This window comes from Bosea sp. F3-2, assembly GCF_008253865.1.
In the GTDB taxonomy this organism is placed as follows: domain Bacteria; phylum Pseudomonadota; class Alphaproteobacteria; order Rhizobiales; family Beijerinckiaceae; genus Allobosea.
This window is the reverse complement of the sequence record NZ_CP042331.1, coordinates 4,367,501-4,387,904: the sequence shown is the minus strand read 5'-3', so window position 1 is coordinate 4,387,904 and position 20,404 is coordinate 4,367,501. Positions and strand designations below refer to the sequence as shown.

General features: G+C 62.6%; 24 protein-coding genes (1 of these 24 only partly in view). 16 read left to right on the top strand and 8 right to left on the bottom strand.

Translation table 11 applies throughout. The features are described from left to right. Positions 1-59: 59 nt before the first annotated feature. Together FQV39_RS20255 and FQV39_RS20250 are read left to right on the top strand one after the other, a co-directional pair. Positions 60-1,355 carry an ABC transporter substrate-binding protein gene (locus FQV39_RS20255; protein WP_149131929.1) on the top strand — a complete coding sequence of 432 codons (1,296 nt, stop codon included), beginning with the start codon at positions 60-62 and terminating at the stop codon, positions 1,353-1,355. Then, the gene (locus FQV39_RS20250; protein ID WP_149131928.1) at positions 1,352-2,101 is read left to right on the top strand and encodes an SDR family NAD(P)-dependent oxidoreductase; all 750 of its coding nucleotides are present in this window, start codon (positions 1,352-1,354) and stop codon (positions 2,099-2,101) included. Before FQV39_RS20255 ends, FQV39_RS20250 begins: the two co-directional genes overlap by 4 nt. Positions 2,102-2,597: 496 nt before the next feature. Here the strand turns inward: FQV39_RS20250 and FQV39_RS20245 are convergent, their stop codons facing one another. The 8 genes from FQV39_RS20245 to FQV39_RS20215 form a co-directional block, all read right to left on the bottom strand. Beyond that, a complete protein-coding gene (locus FQV39_RS20245) occupies positions 2,598-3,086 on the bottom strand; it encodes a hypothetical protein (RefSeq protein WP_149131927.1) in 489 nt (162 codons plus the stop codon). A 179-nt stretch (positions 3,087-3,265) separates the two neighbouring features. Continuing rightward, positions 3,266-3,535 (bottom strand): hypothetical protein, encoded by a 270-nt coding sequence (locus tag FQV39_RS20240; protein WP_149131926.1) that lies wholly within the window; start codon positions 3,533-3,535, stop codon positions 3,266-3,268. A gap of 515 nt (positions 3,536-4,050) precedes the next feature. Beyond that, on the bottom strand, positions 4,051-4,467 hold the full coding sequence (locus FQV39_RS20235) for a TadE/TadG family type IV pilus assembly protein (protein WP_248313083.1): 417 nt from the start codon (positions 4,465-4,467) through the stop codon (positions 4,051-4,053). Next, a complete protein-coding gene (locus tag FQV39_RS20230) occupies positions 4,467-5,774 on the bottom strand; it encodes a pilus assembly protein TadG-related protein (protein ID WP_149131924.1) in 1,308 nt (435 codons plus the stop codon). Before FQV39_RS20230 ends, FQV39_RS20235 begins: the two co-directional genes overlap by 1 nt. A gap of 10 nt (positions 5,775-5,784) precedes the next feature. Beyond that, positions 5,785-6,213 carry a hypothetical protein gene (locus tag FQV39_RS20225; protein ID WP_248313082.1) on the bottom strand — a complete coding sequence of 143 codons (429 nt, stop codon included), beginning with the start codon at positions 6,211-6,213 and terminating at the stop codon, positions 5,785-5,787. A 53-nt stretch (positions 6,214-6,266) separates the two neighbouring features. After that, positions 6,267-6,656 (bottom strand): type II secretion system F family protein, encoded by a 390-nt coding sequence (locus tag FQV39_RS33795; RefSeq protein ID WP_248313081.1) that lies wholly within the window; start codon positions 6,654-6,656, stop codon positions 6,267-6,269. Next, positions 6,614-7,165: a hypothetical protein gene (locus FQV39_RS33790; protein WP_248313080.1), complete on the bottom strand. Its 552-nt coding sequence runs from the start codon at positions 7,163-7,165 to the stop codon at positions 6,614-6,616. The genes FQV39_RS33795 and FQV39_RS33790 overlap by 43 nt, the downstream gene beginning before the upstream one ends. Then, positions 7,162-7,830, bottom strand: coding sequence for a type II secretion system F family protein (locus FQV39_RS20215; protein ID WP_248313079.1), 669 nt, complete (start codon positions 7,828-7,830; stop codon positions 7,162-7,164). The genes FQV39_RS33790 and FQV39_RS20215 overlap by 4 nt, the downstream gene beginning before the upstream one ends. 798 nt (positions 7,831-8,628) lie before the next feature. Between FQV39_RS20215 and FQV39_RS20210 the strand changes: the two genes are divergently transcribed. The 14 genes from FQV39_RS20210 to FQV39_RS20150 form a co-directional block, all read left to right on the top strand. Next, positions 8,629-9,906 carry a hypothetical protein gene (locus tag FQV39_RS20210; RefSeq protein ID WP_149131922.1) on the top strand — a complete coding sequence of 426 codons (1,278 nt, stop codon included), beginning with the start codon at positions 8,629-8,631 and terminating at the stop codon, positions 9,904-9,906. A gap of 66 nt (positions 9,907-9,972) precedes the next feature. Beyond that, on the top strand, positions 9,973-11,013 hold the full coding sequence (locus FQV39_RS20205) for a TAXI family TRAP transporter solute-binding subunit (protein WP_149131921.1): 1,041 nt from the start codon (positions 9,973-9,975) through the stop codon (positions 11,011-11,013). Then, on the top strand, positions 11,010-11,639 hold the full coding sequence (locus FQV39_RS20200) for a hypothetical protein (protein WP_149131920.1): 630 nt from the start codon (positions 11,010-11,012) through the stop codon (positions 11,637-11,639). Before FQV39_RS20205 ends, FQV39_RS20200 begins: the two co-directional genes overlap by 4 nt. 28 nt (positions 11,640-11,667) lie before the next feature. Then, on the top strand, positions 11,668-12,174 hold the full coding sequence (locus FQV39_RS20195; RefSeq protein ID WP_149131919.1) for a DsrE family protein: 507 nt from the start codon (positions 11,668-11,670) through the stop codon (positions 12,172-12,174). Positions 12,175-12,883: 709 nt separating this feature from the next. Then, positions 12,884-13,375 (top strand): peptide-methionine (R)-S-oxide reductase MsrB, encoded by a 492-nt coding sequence (msrB, locus tag FQV39_RS20190; RefSeq protein ID WP_149129307.1) that lies wholly within the window; start codon positions 12,884-12,886, stop codon positions 13,373-13,375. Between the two features lie 17 nt (positions 13,376-13,392). Next, positions 13,393-15,261, top strand: coding sequence for a cytochrome c biogenesis protein DipZ (locus FQV39_RS20185; protein WP_149131918.1), 1,869 nt, complete (start codon positions 13,393-13,395; stop codon positions 15,259-15,261). A gap of 16 nt (positions 15,262-15,277) precedes the next feature. Then, the gene (msrA, locus tag FQV39_RS20180; protein ID WP_149131917.1) at positions 15,278-16,015 is read left to right on the top strand and encodes a peptide-methionine (S)-S-oxide reductase MsrA; all 738 of its coding nucleotides are present in this window, start codon (positions 15,278-15,280) and stop codon (positions 16,013-16,015) included. A gap of 243 nt (positions 16,016-16,258) precedes the next feature. Next, positions 16,259-16,615 carry a hypothetical protein gene (locus FQV39_RS20175; protein WP_149131916.1) on the top strand — a complete coding sequence of 119 codons (357 nt, stop codon included), beginning with the start codon at positions 16,259-16,261 and terminating at the stop codon, positions 16,613-16,615. Next, on the top strand, positions 16,612-16,956 hold the full coding sequence (locus FQV39_RS20170) for a hypothetical protein (RefSeq protein ID WP_149131915.1): 345 nt from the start codon (positions 16,612-16,614) through the stop codon (positions 16,954-16,956). The genes FQV39_RS20175 and FQV39_RS20170 overlap by 4 nt, the downstream gene beginning before the upstream one ends. Before the next feature lie 252 nt (positions 16,957-17,208). Beyond that, positions 17,209-17,571, top strand: coding sequence for a hypothetical protein (locus FQV39_RS20165; RefSeq protein WP_149131914.1), 363 nt, complete (start codon positions 17,209-17,211; stop codon positions 17,569-17,571). Between the two features lie 364 nt (positions 17,572-17,935). Next, a complete protein-coding gene (locus FQV39_RS33240) occupies positions 17,936-18,583 on the top strand; it encodes a hypothetical protein (RefSeq protein WP_187639998.1) in 648 nt (215 codons plus the stop codon). Further along, positions 18,525-19,217: a tyrosine-type recombinase/integrase gene (locus FQV39_RS20160; RefSeq protein WP_187639997.1), complete on the top strand. Its 693-nt coding sequence runs from the start codon at positions 18,525-18,527 to the stop codon at positions 19,215-19,217. The genes FQV39_RS33240 and FQV39_RS20160 overlap by 59 nt, the downstream gene beginning before the upstream one ends. Beyond that, complete coding sequence (locus FQV39_RS20155) at positions 19,217-20,275, top strand: tyrosine-type recombinase/integrase (RefSeq protein WP_149131912.1); 1,059 nt, start codon at positions 19,217-19,219, stop codon at positions 20,273-20,275. Before FQV39_RS20160 ends, FQV39_RS20155 begins: the two co-directional genes overlap by 1 nt. Further along, positions 20,272-20,404, top strand: the beginning of a protein-coding gene (locus FQV39_RS20150; RefSeq protein WP_210251119.1) for a recombinase family protein. It continues 1,076 nt past the right edge of the window; only the first 133 of its 1,209 coding nucleotides appear in the window; it begins with the start codon at positions 20,272-20,274; its stop codon lies beyond the right edge, outside the window. Before FQV39_RS20155 ends, FQV39_RS20150 begins: the two co-directional genes overlap by 4 nt.

Sequence of the window (20,404 nt, the reverse complement as noted above, 5' to 3'; positions counted from 1 at the left end):
AAGATCAAACAGAACACGGCGCGGCGACAGCGCCGGGGACATATCCGGGAGGACGACCGATGACATCCAGCATCTCGCGCCGGCGATTCGGCGCGCTCGCCGGCGCCGCTGCGACCGCCTCGGCGCTGCTTCCCGCCAGCGTTCTCGCCCAGGCGAAGACACTGACCGTGCTCGGCCACCGCGTCCATCAGACGGCCGCGACCACCGGTCCGGGCGGCGACGCGACCGAAGGCTTCCGCAAGGGGAACGAAGCCAGCGTGAACTGGGTGACCTTCGGCGATGTCAACGCCGTGCATGAACGGCTGTTGCGCGAAGCTTCGCTGTCCGAGACCTCGATCGACGTCGCCTATCTCGTCAACGGTCGGGCGGTCCCGCGCAACCTGCAGCTCTTCGAGCCGCTCGACGTACTGATGAAGCAGGCGCCAATCGAGGCCTTCGACGATTTCGCTCCCGGGCTGATCGCACCGCTCAAGGTCGGTGATGCGCTGCACGGCATCCCGGTGCGCCACGCGACCAACGCGCTGATCTACAACGAGGCGCTGCTTGAGGAGAAAGGCGTCAGCAAGCTGCCGACGAGCTTCGAGGAGCTGACGGAACTCGCCCGCAAGCTCACCTTCAAGCGCGAGGACGGCACGCAGGTCTACGGCCTCGCCTTCACCGCCGTCTTCGCCTCGAATTTCCTGACGCTCGCGCGCTGCCTTGGGGGCGACTACATGACGAGCGACGGCAAGATCGTCGCGGCCGAGCCACCGATGGTGAAGACGCTCACCCTGCTCGCCGATTTCTACAAGGCCGGCGTGCTGCCGCGAAACTTCGCGACGGTGAACAACGAAGAGATCACGACCTGGATGCAGCAGGGCCGGGCCGCGATGACGATCAATCCCTTCGCCCGTCTTGTCACCTATAACGACCCGACCAAGGGCAAATATGGTGGCCGCTTCAAGTCGCTGCTGCCGCCGATGGCAGCCGACCTCGCCGGCAAGGTCGCCTTCGCGCCGACGGTCGAGTTCTGGTCGCTGATGATCCCGAAGAACGCCAAGCAGAAGCCGCTGAGCTGGGAGTTCATCCGCGCGCTCTCCTCCAAGGCCGGGACGACCGCGATGGCGCTCAACGGCAACGGGCCGACGCGCATCTCGACCTATGCCGACGAAAAGCTGAAGGCGGCGATGCCCTATGCCACCGACGAGGCCGCCGCGCTCAAGGCTTCGCGCATCCATCTCCCCGCCTTCGACGAGCAAGCCCGCGCTCATGACATCTTCGTCGAGGAGACACAGGCCGCCGTGCTCGGCCGCAAGCCGGCGCAGCAGGCGATGGACGATGCGACGGCGCGCGTGAAGCCGCTGTTCGGCCAATGACGGGTCCGCTTTCGGGGCGCGTCGCTCTCGTCACCGGCGCGGCGCGGGGGATTGGCCTCGCCATTGCGACCGCTCTCGCGGGCGCGAGTGCACGCCTCGTGATTCATGACCGCGATGACGCGGCCGAAGCGGTCGCGCGCCGGCTCGGCAGCGAGGATGGTCGTGCAACGGCGCTCATCACCGATCTGGCTCAACCGAGCGCCGTCGATAGCATGGCGACCGAATTGGAGCGTTTGGCGCTCGCACCCGATATCCTCGTCCTCTGTGCCTCCGCCGAGATTCGCCAGACACTCGACGCGCTGAGCGACGAGGCCCTGGCCGTGCAGAGCGAGGTCAATCTGCATGCAACGGCGCGGCTGTTGAAAGCCTTCCTGCCCGGCATGCGAGCGCGCGGCTTCGGCCGCGTCATCGCGATCGGCTCCGTGCAGGAGGCGCGCGCCAATGCCGACTGCCTCTACTACGCGGCCACCAAGGCTGCTCAGACGAACATGATCCTAAACCTGGCCCGCACCACGCAGGCAGTGGACATCACCTTCAATGTCATCCAACCCGGTGCCATCCGGACAGACCGCAATCGCGCGATCCTCGCGCAGCCCGGTCGGGAAGAACAGGCTCTCGCGCGCATCCCGCTCGGCCGGATCGGCAGCCCCGAAGACTGCGCAGGCATCGCGTTGCTGCTCTGCTCGCCGGAGGGCAGCTATATCAATGGTGCGGAGATCGCAGTGGATGGCGGGATGCGGCTCTGATGGCCGAGATTCTGTCATCAGCGCCTATTGGCGATGTCGCGTTTCGGCGAAAGGCAAAGTTCCACCGCCTGCCCAAGTGCCGCTCTCGATCTGGCTGGCTTGTATCGCAGGAGGGTTGGCGCCCTCTCCGCGGTGTGTTGGCGGATGGCGAGGCGCGCACGGAAGCGTTCAGCAGCCTCGATCGTGGATCGCGGCTGGGATTGCTCGCCCGAACGCGGCTCCAGCTCCATGATCGAGTGGCTCGCGGCGGCAGCCCATGTCGGCGGGGTCGTTTCGCCAGGGCTTCCGGGCGCTCTGGCGGATCTTAGCTCTGTGCCCCTTGACGAGCGAAAGCCCGCCTTTTGAAGGGCGGGCTTTGATTTGGTTGCGGGGGCTCGAAGCCACCTATACCGAACACGAATCCGGACATCCAATTGACCGGAAAGGACTTTCGCTAAGGTCGAGAACGCCGGTCCTCATAGGCGCACTACGAAACACCTCCGCCGGGCGCAGCCGGTCACTGATATTGGATCGCAGCGTTGTTGCGGTTGTAGACGACACCGGTGTCCCGGCACTCCGTCCGGATATCGCCGGAGCTGGGGCGGCTGACGCACTCGAAGCTGCCTGACGTCCCCGGCTGGGACTGCGCCACCCTCTGGATTCGCCGCTGCGCCATCGCTGCCGCGTACTGCGCTTCCACGAGTTGCTGAGCCTGCATGCGGCGCGTCGCCTGCGAAGTCAGGTCAGCGTTCACCTTCGCGAATTCGAGCTCCGCCTCAGCCTCCGTCAGCTGTTTGCGATCCGTCTTCTCCGCGACGACGAGGCGTGTCTGCCAACGCACCGCCGCCAGATCGGTGCCCCAGACTTCGCCCAGGCGCAATTCTGCGGCGTTGTGGTATCGCGCCTTCTCGACGTTGTTCCGGAAGGTCTGCTGCCGACAGGCACCGCGCCGTGTTTCGATATCTGCCGACATCTGATCAGCGACGCTGACGCAGCCACCGAGCATCAGAACGAGCCCGGCCACTGCGGCGAGAGGCGCGCTTCCGCGCGTCTCTCGGAAGCCGTTCTTCGGCCGCGTTGGGCACGCTGGCCCATGCGAGCAATCTGAGAGAAGAAGACGAGCCGGTATCGACATGGCAGGCACTCCTGCAATGGCCATGAGAGAAAGGAGAGAGCGGGACTCCATCAGCTGATGGAGTATTCGCGCTGAAGGGAATCGCTGTCCGGCATGGGGGCACGAGGACGAGCCGAGGAAGGCTTCCGATCGGCGTCGATAGCTTTCCGTAATCCTCGCTTCGACGCCAGTGCGGTCAGATATCCGCCGAGCGCATACGCCCCGAAAGAGCCGGCAATGTAGCCTGAATCGCGAAAGCTGAAGCCGCTTCGGAACAAAGGCGTGATCTCCCGCCAGCCGGAGAGCTCATCGTAGGCGAGCACGAAAGCCCCGATCAGCATGGCGCCCTTCACCCAGTTGGGCGTGATCCGCGCGAGAGCAGCGGGCGCGCTCAGAGCAAACGGTCCAGTGAGACTGAAGCGCGCCCATTGCCCGCAGGTAAGAATATTAACTGCCAGTATATTCTACATTTAGTAATACATCCTACCGCAGAGGGTCGATTCATTCTAATCATAGATGGCTGAAACTATCAATTCGGCGAAGGTAGCGCACAAAGTTCAGTCTAAAGATTGAACGTATCTTAAGTTAACTGCGAGCGCGTCGCGTAACGCTTCTCCATTGCCTCCATTTTGAACTGCGAAATATCAGTTTCCGACCTTTCCCAAACAGTAGCTGCAAGCCTGCGTCGGGTTAAAGTTAGCCCAGCCCGGACGTTTGGCAGGACTGCTTTCAGACAGCTTGACGAATATTTTTGGTGTACCGGCTCAGTGCATCGCAGATCGTTATTCCGACGAAGCAGAGCGCAAAGCCTACAGAACCCTCGATCTCGACGAGCGGTAGCCCCCACCCGCCAACGTCAGAACGGGATCGCGCTCGTAGCGCTAGGCGCGTCGAGTGCCGTGCCCCAGACCGGAACCAGCATCCTGAACCCGGGTTGGGTCGCCGTGATGGTCAGCGGACTGCCTCCGGCAGTTGTCGCTACGGCGACCGTGGGCGTCAGCCCGCCAGCATAGAGGAATGGCGCCGCGTTCTGTTTGTCTGTTGCGGACAGATAATCGGTGGTGCATCCCGAAGGCGACTGATTGCTGATCTTATGAGGCGTATAGCAATTGACCATGACCGCCCGCGCCTCCGCATTGGCGAGCGCGTGCAACGATTGCACGGTGATGGCGTAACGCCCGAGATCGAAAATCACGAACATCAGCGTGAACAGCGGAACGGCGATGAGCGTGAACTCGAACGCCGCCACGCCGCGCTGATCGAGCCGCTTCATCACTGCACCAGACGGACGGTTTGAATATTAGGAGTTATCGCTCCATCGGATATGCATTTCGAATTATCCAGATTAGTATTCCCAATGAAATTCACAGCGTAAGCTATGACCTGATAGCAACCCGGATTAGGGCCAGTCGACCCGCTGTTACCTGCGTATGTGACCGGCGTATTTGGCACATAGATGGTGCCATTGAAATAACTCGCCGAGGAGCCGCTGATGTTCACGCCCTTTGTTGAATAGGCCTCGCCATCATAGATGAGAAGATCGGTCATCAGACTTGCGATCGGCGACAGTACCGGCGGCCCGGCAGGGGACTTCACTGCCGTGAGTTGGATCGTCGGGCTTCCGGTAATTGTTAACGTTGCTCCTCCGAAAAATATCAAGGTGGCCGTTCCCGATATGGTCGGACTGCCGTTTATTTTGACATTCCCGGTAAAATAGTACGTGCCACTTAACGTGGAAGGAAATGTTGGGTTGCCCGCGTTGTAACATTGGCCTGTCTCGTAGGACGTGAGCGTCGAGCCGCACTTGCCATTCGGAAAATCCGATGTTTGCAATGCCCTCATTGCTGCATCCAATCCGCTTAAGGGATCGGGGACAGGCTGCTGATAGGTTTGCACTCCGGTGCATTGGCTTCCCCCCGTCTGCGTGCAGCCGCCGACCGTGTAGCTCGGCGCGTCGAGATCAATGCCGTTGTTACCCTTGAAACCAATGGCATTGTCCGCAGTGCTGTTCGACGCAATTCCGCAACTCGGTGAAGACACGGTCGGACTGCCCTGAAACGTGATGGGATCCTTCAATGCCAGGACGCAAGGAGGTTTCGCCAACGAATCGACTCGTGCCACGGCCGTCGCGCCGATGCTGACGCTCGACAGGCCGAGCACGGAGGCGAGATAGGTCGGCTGAGTCTGGCCGATCGTCGCCTGAACGTAAGTTCCGCTGTTCCCTTTCCAGGTCGCGAGCTGGGCGATCGTCACGCTCTGCGACGTCCCTGTCGGCAGGCTGGTCGGACAGGTGCGGCTGGGATAGTCGGTGTCGCTCGCGCCGCAGAATCCGTTCTGAGCAGCGAATTGCTTCCCGCGATATTCGAAGGTTTGCGTTTCCGTGCAGGTTGGGGAATTGGCGCAGGCCACCTTGAGCGCGCCGGAATAGGCGGCCGCGTCGGCGGCGTTCTGGGCGTGTTGCTTGGTCGCGTACCACGAGGCGGCCTCGCCGCCGAGCGCGACCGCGCCGATCAGCGGCACAAGGGCGACGACGGTTGCGAAGGCGGCGGAGCCTCGGCGGCTACGAAGCAGGTTGCGCATGGCGGAGCCCCTACTGAAAGCGTTCGGAGTAAGGCAGCGTGAAGGAACAGGACTTCTTGGTGCCGCCGCATAACACCGGACCCAACTCCATCGGATCCAAGGTGACGGTTGTGGTGTAGGAATAGAATTTGACGGGAGACATCAAAACATTGCTCGAATCGCAGACGGCGTTGGTGGTGTTTCCGCAAAGAACCTGGACGTTGCTGATGGTAAAACCGGCGACCGATTTTTGTAGGCCCGACGCCCATGTCGTCGTGCTCGTCGCGTCCGGCGGCGGATTGTATTGGAGGTATTCTCCAAAACTCCGCAGCGCTCCCCAGGCGGAGACGAACTGGAATCCGAATCTGGCGAGATCGGCGAGCGGCAGAAGCAGCGTCAGGATCATGAACCCGTAAACGAAGAGCATCTCGAACGCGACCGCGCCGCGTCTATCCCGCATGAGCGAGTCTGCGATCCCTCTTTTAGCTCTCGACCTGTTCATGGCGTCCCTGCCTAGTGCGAGAACGCGCGCGTGAGGTGGAGAAACGAGCTTCCGCCCAGAATGACGAACATGGCCGGAAGCATGAACAGGACCATCGGCAGGATCAGCTTGGCGCCCAATTGACGCGCCCGCTCCTCCAGCCTGATGAGGGCTTCGCGCCGCAGTTCCTCGGCGACGGCGCGCAGAGCCTGACTCAACGGCGTTCCATATTGCAGGCTCTGGGCGACCATGGCGCCGAACCGGCGCAGGCCCTCGGTCGTCACTCCCAGTTTCTCGAACGCATCGCGGCGGTTGGGCAAAATGCGGAGATCGTCGAGCAAGGCGTCGAGAACCCTGGCCATCGGCGGGTTCGATCGGGTCATTTCCTCCGCCACGCGCTCCACCGCGCTTTCCAGACCCATGCCGGCCTCGCTGCACACGACGAGCAGGTCGATCGCGTCGGGCGTGCCTTTCTTGATGGCGGCGACGAAACGCGCCGGAAAAGCGACAGAACCAGTCGCGGCCCCATGATCCCGACCACCAGGCCCATCAGCGTGAAGATGAACATGTCGGTGAGCGGCTTGTGGAACAATTGCGCGAGAAACAGGGCGGTGAACGGGAACGCGGCCGCGCTCACGGCCTTGGCGCCGACCCAGAACGACAGCGCCCGATGCGGATTGAAGCCCGAGGATTGCACGATCAAGCGCAATTGCTCGAGGTTCTCAGCCGGGTAATAGCGCCGGTAGCGCTCGCCGAGCGCGGACATCCAGCCGATGACGTCCTGTCCGCGAACCGGCCGGCTCGGCGCGCCGATGACGATTTTCGAGACGCGCGTGTTCAGAGCGTAAAGGTGGAGTTCGCGAACGATCAGCAGCGCCGCCGCGGTCGCGGCACCGAGGGCCAGGACGGCCAGGATCAGGGCGTTGCTCATATCGCGGTGTTCCTCCTGACCATCCAGCTGATGACCAGCGCTCCAAGGATGACCGACACGATGGCGTAGGCCAGCAGCCTTTGGCCGGTGGGGTCGGTAAACAGGAGATCTACGAGCCGGGGGTTGAGCAGGTAGAGCCCGCTGCCGATGATCCAGGGCGCCAAAGACAGCGCGCCCGAGGAAAAGATCACCTCGCCCGCCATCGCTTTGGCGCGCCCTGCCAAGGTCACGCGCTGGCGCACGGTGTCGGACAGCGTCCGCAAGGTTTCCGACAAATTGCCACCCGCCTTGGCCTGGACCGCCAGGGTGACGGCGAAGAAGCCGTATTCGGCAACTCCGGTTCGTTCACGGATGCCCTCGAGCGCATCCTCCAGCGGGGCGCCCAGGCCCATCTCGCTCACGGCGACGGCGAATTGGCCGGCCGTCGGTTGAGGCATCTCGCGCGCGATGCTGCGAAACGCCTCGCCCACGGGAAGTCCCGAGCGAACCGCGCCGACGACCATCTCGATGGCGTCCGGCAATTGCCGGAACAACTGCGTGGCGAGGCGATGGCGCTGCCAGCCGAAAAGTCCGCGCACGGCGAACAGGGCCGCCACGAAAGCCGCGATGGCGACGTGGATGGGCGGAAAATCCAGAAGCTTGTTGGCGTAGAAGATCGCCGCCACCGGGATCAGCCCGGCGAGCAACACATAGTGGGGGCGGATCAGATATGTTCGCGATAGCCGCCGCTATATGCCGGTCGATCCGGCGCTGGCGCGCGTCAAGGAACAGGACGAGCGACGCGGTACCGATCAGTAGCAGCAGGAGAAGGATGAGTGCGGTCTGCGTCGTCATAGCTGTCGCATGGCCTCCGACCAGGCCCGGTCGAGCCCATAATAGGCGAGGCGACTCTTGAATTTGGGCACAGCCTGCGTGGACTTGTAACCACCAGACAGCCGTCCCTGTGCGTCCTCCTCGTGAAATTCATACAAGGCGATGCGTTCACGTCAAAGGCGACGAGATGAAAGACGTCCTTGCCGATGTCGATGCCGACAACGGTAAGCTCTGCTTCGGTGTTCGAGGTCGTCCTGGTCATCGGGCTGCTTCGGCTTGGCGGTAAGGCCGCAGCTTACGTGGCGGCGGGAGCAGCCGGTCCATCCCATTAGCCGACGTTAAGGATGTCTGCTCTCCAGCGAGATAGTGCGCGAGGGACCCGACGGGCAGGCCAGACACGCATCGAATGCCTCGGCTAACAAGTGAGAAATGGGACAATTGAGTGCGGGTTGCATTGCGGCGGTCGGGACCAGAGCCGGTTCATAGAGTGAGGCCGTCGCAAGACGTCAACGCGCCCCGAAGTCGGTGTGGCGTAGCGCCGGAATTCGGGATACTGTCTTCCATACTTGCCATGAGGAGATTGGGGCTCCGTCATAGGCAAAGCGGAGAAGTTATGGCTCGATAACGCCATCAAAGCAGGCGTCCTTTACATGCGCCACGCGATCGAGACCGCACCGAACGACGGGCATTTCGTCATCATCGAGGACGATGCGAATGCGGTTTACGGCGTCGGTCGCTGGTCGCCGGAGGCGGGCGATTGGGTCGGGAAGGACGACGGCCCCATCAAGATCACGCCGACGCATTGGCATCCCGCCCGCGATGCCTATCTCCAGCCAGACGACGAAGGATCAGTTGTCGCTGATCCTGTCGGCAAGTGGGCATGGCGGCGCTTCTTTACGCCCGTCGTCAGTGTCATCGCTGCGGCGACGATACTGTTTTACTGTGTAAAGCAAGTCGCTGCCCAACCACCTATCAGCGATGGCATAGTCGCTCAGGAGACCGGCTTGCCAGACTCGATGACCGCCCTCCCTGAGCTCCGGCGGGCCGTCGACAGGCAGGCCCGCCCGCCCGCGGAAGAGACGCAGACTGTGCGGGAGCAGCGGGCCGCGGCGACGCCCGAAGGCTTGGCGCAAGAGGCAGCCCTAGCGCAGGAGCTTGGCGAAGCTCGGCGTACCATCGAGCGCTTGGAAGCGCAGCTGCAAGCGGGGTCGACGGCCGAGCAATTGCTCGAACAGCAGCGTCAGAAAGTGGCTGCTGCCCTCGCGGATGCCGCGGCTGCGCGGCAGGAACTGACGGCGAACACGGCGCAGCTTCGTCAAGCGCTCGACGAAGAGCGAGCCCGGAATGGCAAAATGGCGAGCGAGCTGGCAACGGCGCAGCAGGTGAACGAAAAGCTGGTCGTGCAGTTTCGCCTGATCGGCCAACAGACGGAACTCCGCAGGCGAGCCTACGAGGCAGAAGTGGCGGCGCTTCAACAGACGCTCCGGCAAGAGCGCGACAGAGCCGCAGCTGGGGCTGCCGAACTCGATGCGACACGACGCGCGGCGGCTGCGCGCATTCAGCCCGAAACGGCGACAAGCGGCCCGCTTTCCCGGGAGATCGCCTCTACGGCCGGCACAGCCATGGCGTCGCCGGCTGCCTCGGACGTGCAAGGCGGCACCGAGGCGGCGAGGATGATTGCGCGCGCGACCTTGCTGCTCGGTCAAGGCGACATCGGTGCTGCGCGGATCGTGCTCGAACGTGCCGCAGAGTTGGGCAGTGCTCGCGCGGTCTTCATGCTGGCGGAGACATACGACCCCAACATTCTCTTTGCCTGGAGGACATTTGGAACGCGGGGCGAGGTGGCAAGGGCGCGCGAGCTTTACGCGAAGGCGCATGCAGCCGGCATTCGGGAGGCGAAGGAGAGGTTCGACACCTTGGGCCGGTGAAGCGCCTGTCAGGCCGTGCAGCTCCGGCTGATCGTTCGATTGTGGTGCTTGCGAGGGAGTTCGAGGATGACAAGGTTCCCCGGAAGACGCCTGCTTCTGCTGACTGCTTTGATAGCGCTTGCCCCGGGGCTCCAGCCGGCTGATCTGTCCGCGCAGACAGCCAAAGTTGAGCCCCAGAATATTACCTCGTCGCGTCGCACCTCAGCGCACGCGACGGAACAGGAGAAGATGAACGCCTGGACCGTCGGTCTTGCCGGCGGTTTGATAGAGGGAGCGCCCCTTCGTCTCGCGGCGGAGATGGCTCGCGTCGTCGATGACGGGCCGAACTTGCATGTCCTGCCGATCGTTACGCGGGGCGCCACCGAGAACCTGAACTCACTACTCTACCTGCGTGGCGTTGATACGGCGATCATCAATTCCGACGCACTGGAAGAATACAAGGCTCAACTGCCCCAGATCCGGCGTCGGATCACCTACATCCTCAACCTCTTCCCATCGGAGCTGCATATCTTCGTTCGGCCCGAGATCCAGAGCCTGGAGGATCTCGCGGGGAAGAAGGTGAACTTCAACACTCAGGGAACCGCTGCCGCATACTCGGGGCCGCTGATCTTCAGCCGGCTCGGCATCAATGCGGAAAAGACATTCATCCCTCATCAGGTTGCGCTCGAGCAGATGCGCAAAGGTGAGATGGCCGGGGTCGTTTTCGTCACCTCGAAGCCGGTCGATGCGTTCGTGCGCGGGCGCTTCGAGCCCGGCTTCAAGTTCCTTCCGGTCAAATACGACAGCAAGTTCGAGGATTACTATCTTCCGGCCGTGCTGGAGGCGGGCGAGTATCCGGGGCTGATCAAGCAAGGCGAGCGCGTGCAGACGATTGCGGTGCCGACCGCACTCGTCGCGTTCAATTGGGCGGCGCAAACCAACCGCTATCAACGCGTCGCCCGTTTCGTGGATGTGCTGTTCTCCCGGATCGACAGGCTTCAGGGACCCGGCTTCGACGCGAAATGGAAGTCGATCAACCTGGCCGCCACCGTCCCTGGCCTCGACCGCTTTCCGGCAGCGCAGGACTGGTTGGATCGTCAAACGCGAGCACCGCGGGCTCTGCGATGAAAGCGATCCCGCTGTCCATCGCGTTCGAGATCGCCAGCGGAGTCGCGCTGGCGCAGGACGCGGTCGATCCGATGGTGCATCTTCGCGCTTGCGCCGTGATGGAGACTGCTGCGCGGCTAGAGTGCCTGGACAAGCTGTCGCGTAGCATAGTGCCGATCGATCGCCCGGCGCTTGGCGAAGACAACTGGATCGTCAGCGAGACGACATCGCCGATCGACTATACTCCCATCGTCACCGCGACGACGTTTGCGAGCAGTGGATCCGAGAGCACCTTGACGCGGCTGTCCATCTATTGCCGTAGCGGCCGAACCGAATTGACGGTTTCGGGACCGGCCGTGTCCGGTGGCAGCACCGACTATATCATCATCTACCGCATCAATGACGCTCCGCCGCTGCAAGTCGCAGCAGGGGCGCCATCATTCGGTTCTGGCGCCGCGTTCAGGGCCGATGTCGTGCATCTGTTGCGTTCCTTGCCTGACGAAGGCGACCTCAAGGTCCGCCTCGTGCCCCGAGCCGGCACTGCCTATGAAGGGCAGTTTGCGCTGGCCGGACTGAAGGTCGTGCGAGCCAAGGTCGGGGCAGCGTGCAAGTGGCCGAACGTCGTTGCCAAGCCAAACAATCGATAATCCTCGAACCAACACGGGAGAAGCAGTGATGATTGGTTATAAGAAAACTGCTCGGGCTGCACTGGCCGGCGTCGCTGCACTCCTGATCGCCATGCCGCTGTCAGTGGCGCAGGACCGGAAGCCAGCCGCGACGGCGCAGGCATCGAAGCGAACTGTGCCCGAAACGAAACCCCACCGCCTCGTCCTGCAGGTAAACTCCAACGAGCCCGCAACAATGAACCTGGCGCTCAACAATGCGACGAATGTCGCGCAATACTACAAGGATCTTGGAGAACCGGTAGAAATTGAGGTTGTCACTTTCGGTCCGGGCTTACACATGCTTCGGGATGATACCTCTCCGGTTAAGGCGCGGATCAAGGCGATCGCGGCGAGCACTCCAACAATTTCCTTCAAAGCCTGCGGCAATACTCAAGAGAATATGAGCAAGGCCGAGAACAAGGAAATTTCTCTCATGCCCGAGGCGTCGGTCGTAAAATCTGGCGTGGTGCGCGTTATGGAGTTACAAGAGCGGGGCTGGACCTATGTCAGGCCGTGACGCCCATTGCTTAAATAGCGGTCGACTTCATAATTTGCAGCGCTAGCTCACCGCGAACTTCTAAGTAAGTGTCGAGTTAAGACAGGTTCAGCAATCTGTTGGCTCAGACAGCCTTCCCGTTCGAGCTTTCGTTTGATGTTCAACGAGGCTTGAGCTTCTACGCGCACGGCCTGCGCATCGAGCCTGACACATGGAAAAGATAAGAACGCATCCGGGCAAATGCACCGACTGGGCCAATACACGGGAGTAAACCGTCCAAAGGGCAGCCAAGGGTCGGAATTTGATCCGAGCGATCAGGACATCCGTCGGCTATTCCAGGCCACCGGCATCCCGCGGACGGGGATGCGATTGATACCCGGTACTCATTTAACCGGCAGAGCGTCCAGTGCCCAAGGCACCCCGAGAGTTGCGCAGTCGCTATATGCCGCGGAGCATAATGATCGAATGGCGAAGCGCAATGCCGGTCCGACAGCGATCCGTTGGCGGCAGACGCCTCCGATTTCGACGATAGAATCCAAGGATCGCCCCGGTACCCTGTCCCGTCGGTCGTTGAACGCAAGAGGGAAGCGGCTTCCCCTTCGGTCGCATGGAAAGCCGATGACATACGATCAAAACGCCGCGACCAACGCTATTCCCTGTCCAATATAACGCCCAGAATAAATTCGCGATGCGATCTAGCAGGGCCGCTTCGCGCAACGAGGTGGCGATCATGATCACGAGACGGTTTCTTCTGGCAGCGACAGCCGCCGGCGCGGTCGGTGCCAGCCTAGCTTGGCGCCCGCGCGGGGCCCACGCGGCAGGAGAGTTTTCCGTCAGGCACAGCGACGAGGAATGGCGCAAGCTTCTGACGCCGGAGCAATTTGCAGTACTGCGCCAAAGCGCGACGGAACGCCCCTATACGAGCCCACTCAACAAGGAGAAGCGCCGGGGTACCTTCGCCTGCGCCGGCTGCGACCAGGAGCTGTTCTCCTCCACGACCAAGTTCGAGAGCGGTACCGGCTGGCCGAGCTTCTGGGCGCCGATCGCGGATACCGCCGTCGGCACCGAGCGCGACACGTCACTGGGAATGGTCCGGCTCGCGGTGCATTGCAGCCGCTGTGGCGGTCATCTCGGCCATGTCTTCGATGACGGCCCCAGACCTACGGGGTTGCGCTACTGCATGAACGGGGTCGCCATGGCCTTCAAGCCTCTGGCGACCTGAGCGAAGACGCCACGCCGATGACCCTGCTTCTGCTCGCCTATCTTGGCGGCGTGCTGACCATCGTCAGCCCCTGCATCCTGCCGGTGCTGCCCTTCGTCTTCGCGCGGGCCGGCCAGTCCTTCCTGCGCAGCACGCTGCCGATGCTGCTCGGCATGGCGCTGGCCTTCGCTGGCGTCGCGACGCTGGCGGCAGTCGGCGGCGGCTGGGCCGTCGAGGCCAATCAGTACGGCCGATTGGCCGCCATGGCGCTGCTGGCGCTGTTCGGCATCGCGCTGCTGTTCCCGGGGCTGGCCGACAGCTTCGCGCGCCCGCTCGTGGCACTGGGCGGGCGGCTGTCGGAGGAGGCAGAGCAAGGCGGCAGCGGCTCCGGCGCTATCCTGCCCTCGCTGCTGCTGGGCCTCGCCACCGGCCTGCTCTGGGCGCCCTGCGCCGGGCCAATCCTCGGCCTCATCCTGACGGGTGCCGCCCTGCAGGGCGCCAATGCAGGCACTTCGCTGCTGCTCCTCGCCTACGCAGCCGGTGCCGCGACCTCGCTCGCGCTGGCGCTTCTGGCCGGCGGCAGGGTTTTCGCGCTGATGAAGCGCTCGCTCGGCGCCGGCGAATGGCTGCGCCGCGGCGCAGGTGTCGCGGTTCTCGCCGCGGTGGTGGCGATCGCGCTGGGGCTCGACACCGGTTTCCTGACGCAGGTTTCGCTGGCGAGCACGAATTCGCTCGAACAGCGGTTGCTGAGCCGTTTCGACACCGCTGCCGCACCGCAGCCCTCCACGCCCGCCATGACGGCCGGCAACGGCCCGGCCATGATGACCGGCGGCCCGGCAATGATGAGTGGCAACACTGCCATGACGGGCGGCAACGCGCCCGCGATGATGAGTGCCAATCCGGCGATGATGGCGGCCAAACCTTCGGGTGCGGCGACCGACCTGCCGGTCGAAGGCGCCCTGCCGTCGCTTGCAGGCGCGGTCGAATGGCTGAATTCGCCGCCGCTCACAGCCGGCGGGCTCAAAGGCAAGGTCGTGCTGGTCGATTTCTGGACCTATTCCTGCATCAACTGCCTGCGCGCCATCCCCTATGTCCGTGCCTGGGCGGAGAAGTACAAGGATCAGGGCCTGGTCGTGATCGGTGTTCACGCGCCCGAGTTCGCCTTCGAAAAGCGGATCGGCAATGTGAAACAGGCGGCCGCCGATCTGAAGATCGCCTATCCCGTCGCGATCGACAACGATTATACGATCTGGCGCGCCTTCAAGAACCAGTACTGGCCGGCGCATTACTTCATCGATGCCGAGGGCCGCATCCGCCACCATCACTTCGGAGAAGGCGGATACGAGGAGTCGGAGAAGGTCATCCAGCAGCTTCTGGCCGAAGCCGGGCGGGCCGATGTCGCAACCGGCTCCGTTTCGGTCAGCGCATCCGGGGCGGAGATGGCCTCCAACGAGGCCGATGTCCACTCGCCCGAGACCTATCTCGGCTACGAGCGCGCCGAGAACTTCGTCTCTCCGGGCGGCGCCGTCGAGGATGCCGCTAGCCGCTACGAACCCGGCATGCCGCGCCTCAACGAGTGGGGCCTCTCCGGCCAATGGACGATCGGCAAGGAACATGCGGCGCTCGATGCGCCGGATGGCGGCATCACCTATCGCTTCCATGCGCGCGATCTACATCTCGTGCTCGGCCCCGGTGCCAATGGCAGGCCGGTGCGTTTCCGTGTCGCCATCGATGGTGCGCCGCCCGGCGCCGATCGCGGCATCGACGTCGACGCCGAGGGCAACGGCACCATCACGGGCCAGCGCCTCTACCAGCTCATCCGGCAAAGCGGCCCGATCAAGGACCGCACTTTCGAGATTACCTTCCTCGATGCCGGCGCCCAGGCCTATGCCTTCACCTTCGGCTGATCACGGAGATCCCGCCATGCCCGTCAAAGCTCCTTCCTCCATGCACCGGCTCAGCCGCCGTGCCCTGATCGGCGTCGCCGCTGCCGCGCTCGGCGCCGTCGCCCTAAAACTCTCGCCGCTGGCTGCGGCCGAGGAGGCCCGCGCCGTTCCAGTGCCCGTGATGGACGAGCCGGCGGCGCCCGGCGAGACGCAGAAGGTCGCGGTCCTCGCCGGCGGCTGCTTCTGGGGCGTCCAGGGCGTGTTCCAGCATGTGGAAGGCGTCAACAGCGCCGTCTCGGGCTATGCCGGCGGCGAACGGGCCACAGCCGAATACGAAAAGGTCGGCACCGGCCGCACCGGCCATGCCGAGGCTGTCAGGATCGTCTACGATCCGCGCAAGGTCAGCTACGCGAAGCTGCTGCAGATCTATTTCTCCGTCGTCCACGATCCGACGCAACTCAACCGGCAAGGCCCGGATACCGGCACGCAGTATCGTTCGGCGATCTTCCCGGCCGATGCCGAGCAGGCGCGCATCGCCAAGGCCTACATCGCCCAGCTCAACCAGGCCCGCGCCTTCGACGCAGCGATCGTGACGAAGATCGAGCCGGAGCGTACCTTCTACCCGGCCGAGGCCTATCATCAGGATTTCCTGACGCGGCACCCCTCGCATCCCTACATCGTCATCCACGACCTTCCCAAGGTCGAGAGCCTGAAACGCTTCTTTCCGGAGATCTACAGGGCGAAGCCGGTGCTCGTTTCGCAGATGGCGAACTGAGAGGCCAACTCGGCCTGTTGAGGCTGCCGTCTCGCCAGGTATGCCTCTGTTAAGCTGTGCCCGCCAGGGCTTCGCGCCCGATATGTTGCAGCTCGCGCGAGACGGATGTCTGCTTTTAGGCAGAAGTCCAATGACCGGAATTGGCGCGAGACCGGAAGTGATCGTGCGAGACTGCTGCCGCTGTTCGACGACAAAATGGGGGAACACTCATTCGCTTTCGGCCGGACGTAAGGATCGAGATCAATGAGCAATAGCGATGTTAAACCGGCGCCGACGAGAAACGAGCGACCGATGTCGCACGCGAGCATTTTCAGGCACAAAGCCGCCAAAAAGGACAAATTCCCCGCGTTGACGTTGGACGCAGATGCGAAGGTAGAAACCTTTTCCTACGTCCTTAAGGCTCCTGAGCAACATCGCCCGATGATGCGCGCGGAGTTAGCCGACGTCTTTAAGAAGACCTTTGGCCAACCGGGGAAACTCAAATCGCCGTCAACGGTTATTCGCGCGGTCGGCCGTTTCGGGATCGACTGGAAAAGCTGCTGGACGCCTTCGAGGAGCTCGACACTCAGGAGCGAAGCGTCGCCGAGGCGGTCTTCATGATCGGGGATAGCGACTTCGGCCTTTCGGATCGGATGGACGAGCTGTCGCACCTCGGACGCAATTTCCACGAGAATCTGAAAGAATTACGATCCGCTCAGACCTTTTCGCGCACGGGTGGACCGGAATTCGACCCGCGGATCCGAACATTGGTCCTGTTGCTTGCCCCCATTTATCGTCGCTATCTCAATGGCCAGGTGACGATGAATAAGTCCGCTGATGGATCGTACAACGGGCCATTCATCAAATTCTGCCGCGCGGCCTGTGAGCACTTCCTTCCGCCAGGGCTTGTCAAAAACCCGACGCTCGATCAGGCGGCTGTCTGGGTAGTCACGAGCCCTTAGCAATGGACCGCCGGCGCCCATACGGAAAAGGCGCGCCGATTTTGTGAGACTCTCCGGTCTCCCGCTTTGTCCCGGTTGGTCACATCGTCCCGGGCATGCAGCCCGGGACTTCCCCATTCCAGCACAACGAACGCAGCGTAGCGGCCTCCGCAGCGCTGCGTTCGTTTGCACGCCTATTGGGACGCTCAGCGGCCCAGGAATGGCTGGCCCAAGAAAGCTGCGAGCAAGAACACGCACCGGAGCCGACAAGCCATGAGCCAACCCTTTCCCGAGCTGAGCCAGCGCCTGACCATTCGCGAAGCGGCTGAACGGGGCAATGTCAGTACGCGAACCGTCAATGCTGGATCGCTGCGAACCGGCTTTCTGCCTATCGCCTGCCGTCCGATAAGGGGAAGGGTCATCTGCGCGTTCGCGCCGGGGATGTCGAAGCTCTTCTGGCACGTGGCCATGTCTGAGCGGCGAATTGTCATGCTTTTGCGCGCTGTTTCCGAGGCTTTGGAATACGTCACACAAGTATCCCCTACGGATTACTGTGATACGTCTTCCCAAATGTCGCGCTTTGTCGTGGTGTTTCATCCTTTGTCTAGCCGCGATATGCACGGAGATGGTCCATGAGATTGAACGAGGACATCGACGGCTCCGGGCAGCCGTCGCTCCAGGATCTGTTGGGCGAGGCTGAACGCCGGGCTCTGCTTCCGGCCGGTCAGCTTGCGCGAACCCGTTCAGCCACAGCGGCCCTTGCTGCATTCCTCGCGCGCCCTGCTTCGGCGATCCCGGGGCATCAGGGCTTCATCATCGCGCAGATGAAGCGGATGAGACAGGCGCCGTCGACGCTCGCGAACAAGACCCTGTCGAACTACCGCGGCGAATCGTGCGCTCTCATCAAAGCTGTTCGCGGACGCGGCCCTAAATCCCCCCAGCCACACTCCGCGGGCTGGCAGGCTTTCAAAGCCCAGCTGATTGGGCGCCTCTGTCGCGATTGGCTGGTTTCGCGTCCGCGCAGCACATCGCCCCCATCGAGGTTGATGACATCTGTGTCGAGAGGTTCGTTGCCGCGCTCGCAACGCTCGGCGAAGTCGCGGACCCCAAAGCACATGACCGCCGTCTGCGTCGTCAATGGAATCGTCTGCGGGCGACACTCCCTGGGCTTGGTCTTCAAGAACTCAAGATCGAAGCCCAGATGCGAGCACGTTGGACCTACTCAGAGACCGAGTTCGACGTCCGCTTCATCGCGGAAATCGCGGCATATTCGGCTTGGCTCGCCGACGACAATCCGCTGGCCGATAATCCGGGCCGCGGGTTGCGAGCCTCGACGATCAAAACAATTCGGCACCAGCTGTTCAAAGCGGCGACGGCGCTGGCGCAAGCCGGTCGCCCCCTCGAAACGATAACCTCGGTTGCTGATCTCGTTTCAATCGACAGCGCCGGAGCCCTATTGGGCGTGCTGTACGAAAGGCAGGGCTCGAAACGCAGCGATGCTCTGCATCGCCCTCGCGGGATCCCTGCTCTGCCTCGCCCGAGACTGGGTGAAGTCAGACGAGCATGCTGTCATAAAGCTCCGAGCCATTGTGGCCAACCTGGCGCCGAAGAAAAAAGCGCTGGGGCGTCGGACCAAGGAGCGGCTTGAGGCTTTCGAGGATGAGCGCCTTCTCCGTCAGCTTCTGACCCTTCCCATCCACCTTTTGCAGGAGGCGAAGTCTGCGAAGCAGCCGCGCAAGCGAGCAATGCTCGCTCAAAGCGCCATCGCTTGCGAACTCTTGATCTACGCCCCGCTGCGAGTCGAAAATCTGGCATCGCTCCACATCGACCGCAATTTAGAACGAGATCGAGAGCGGTGGTTGATCCGTCTGCCGGGCTCGATGGTCAAAAACGGCGAGGACCAGCGCTTCGAAATACCAGCAGAAGCAGTTGGTCGCCTCAAGGCAGCGATGCGGCTGTACACCCAGTCAGACGGTTGGCTGTTTCCCGGAAGGTCGGGAGACGCGAAGCGCTCTGGCTCGTTGAGCGGTCAGATCAAGCACATCGTCGAGCAGCGCCTGGGTGTCCCGTTTCACGCCCATCTATATCGCTCGATTGCCGTTTATCTTCAGGTCCGCGCCAACAATGCCCAAGGCTTCGAGCGGGGTAGAACACTGCTGGGCAACCGAGATGCAAACACGATCCGGCGAAACTACTCCTACTTGGCCGATCGGGAACATCTCCGCCAGGCTCAGGAAGAGATCACCGAGCAGCAGCTTTCTGCGATGAGGAAGCGCCGCTGATGGGCCGCATCAACAACGATGTAGCACGACGCTGCCTGAAGGTCGCGGCGTGGCCGGTCCGAGACCGCGAACTGTACGCGCAGGCGACGATCGACGATCCCATTAGCGACCCGGCCCCTGCCGCCAAATGGCGCCCGGCGACCCGCCACAAGAATGAGCGCGGTTATGGGCGCTGGCTGACCTTCCTGATCAGGCGAGGCGAGGACGTCACACTCCCGGCTGCAGTACGCGTGACGCCGGCAAATGTGGACGCTTTTGCGCGTGAGCTGCAGGCACAGGATGTGAAGCTCGGCACAATGCGTAACCGTCTCTTTGAATTGCTCGCAGTGATCTCTTCGATCGCGCCGAGCGTTGATTGGTCCTGGTTGCGCTCGTGCGCCAACTCACAGAGCCGACGAGCTAAGGCCTCCTTCGGCTGCGCGCGATTTCTCGACGTGGCCCTTGTTGTCGCCGCTTGTGAGCGCGCTCTGTCCGCTGCGCCCCACCCCCTCCCCTTGAAATCGATCCCTGGCTATCGCAACTGGCTCATCCTGTACTTCTTGGCCTACGTTCCGGTTCGGCTCGGCAACCTTGCAAGCCTCGAACTCGGCCGTCACCTTGCGATGAGAAACGGCGAATGGCTGGTGAGCCTGCAGCCGGAGGAAACGAAAAATGGGCGCGAATACTCAGCGCCTGTCCCCCGGCCGCTGGCCCTTCATCTTGAGCGCTATCTTGCCGATGTCAGGCCCGCCGTCGCCAACACAGTTTCGGGACAGCGGCTCTGGTTGGGGATGAGTGGCACTCCGCTCACAGATCACACGATCCATATCGCGCTGCGCGAGCTAACGTTCGGCGAATTCGGCATAGCTCTTGGGCCTCATTCGCTGCGCCACAGCTTTGCGACGTTCGCGGCGGAAACCGTTGGCATCGACGGTGCACGTGCAGGGATAGGACATATCAGTCCCCAGCGAACACAAGGATACAATCACGCATCGACCTTGGCAGCCTCGATCAGCCATGCTGAGCTGATCGCCGGACTGCGCACATCGAGCCCCGGCAGACGGAAACGCAGGTCATGAAGGCGGCCATCTACGCGCGCTACTCGAGTGACCAGCAACGCGATCAATCCGTCGACGATCAGATTGCCGTGTGCGGAGCTCTGATCTCTCGGGAGGAATGGGCACTCGCTGGAACCTATACCGATCGGG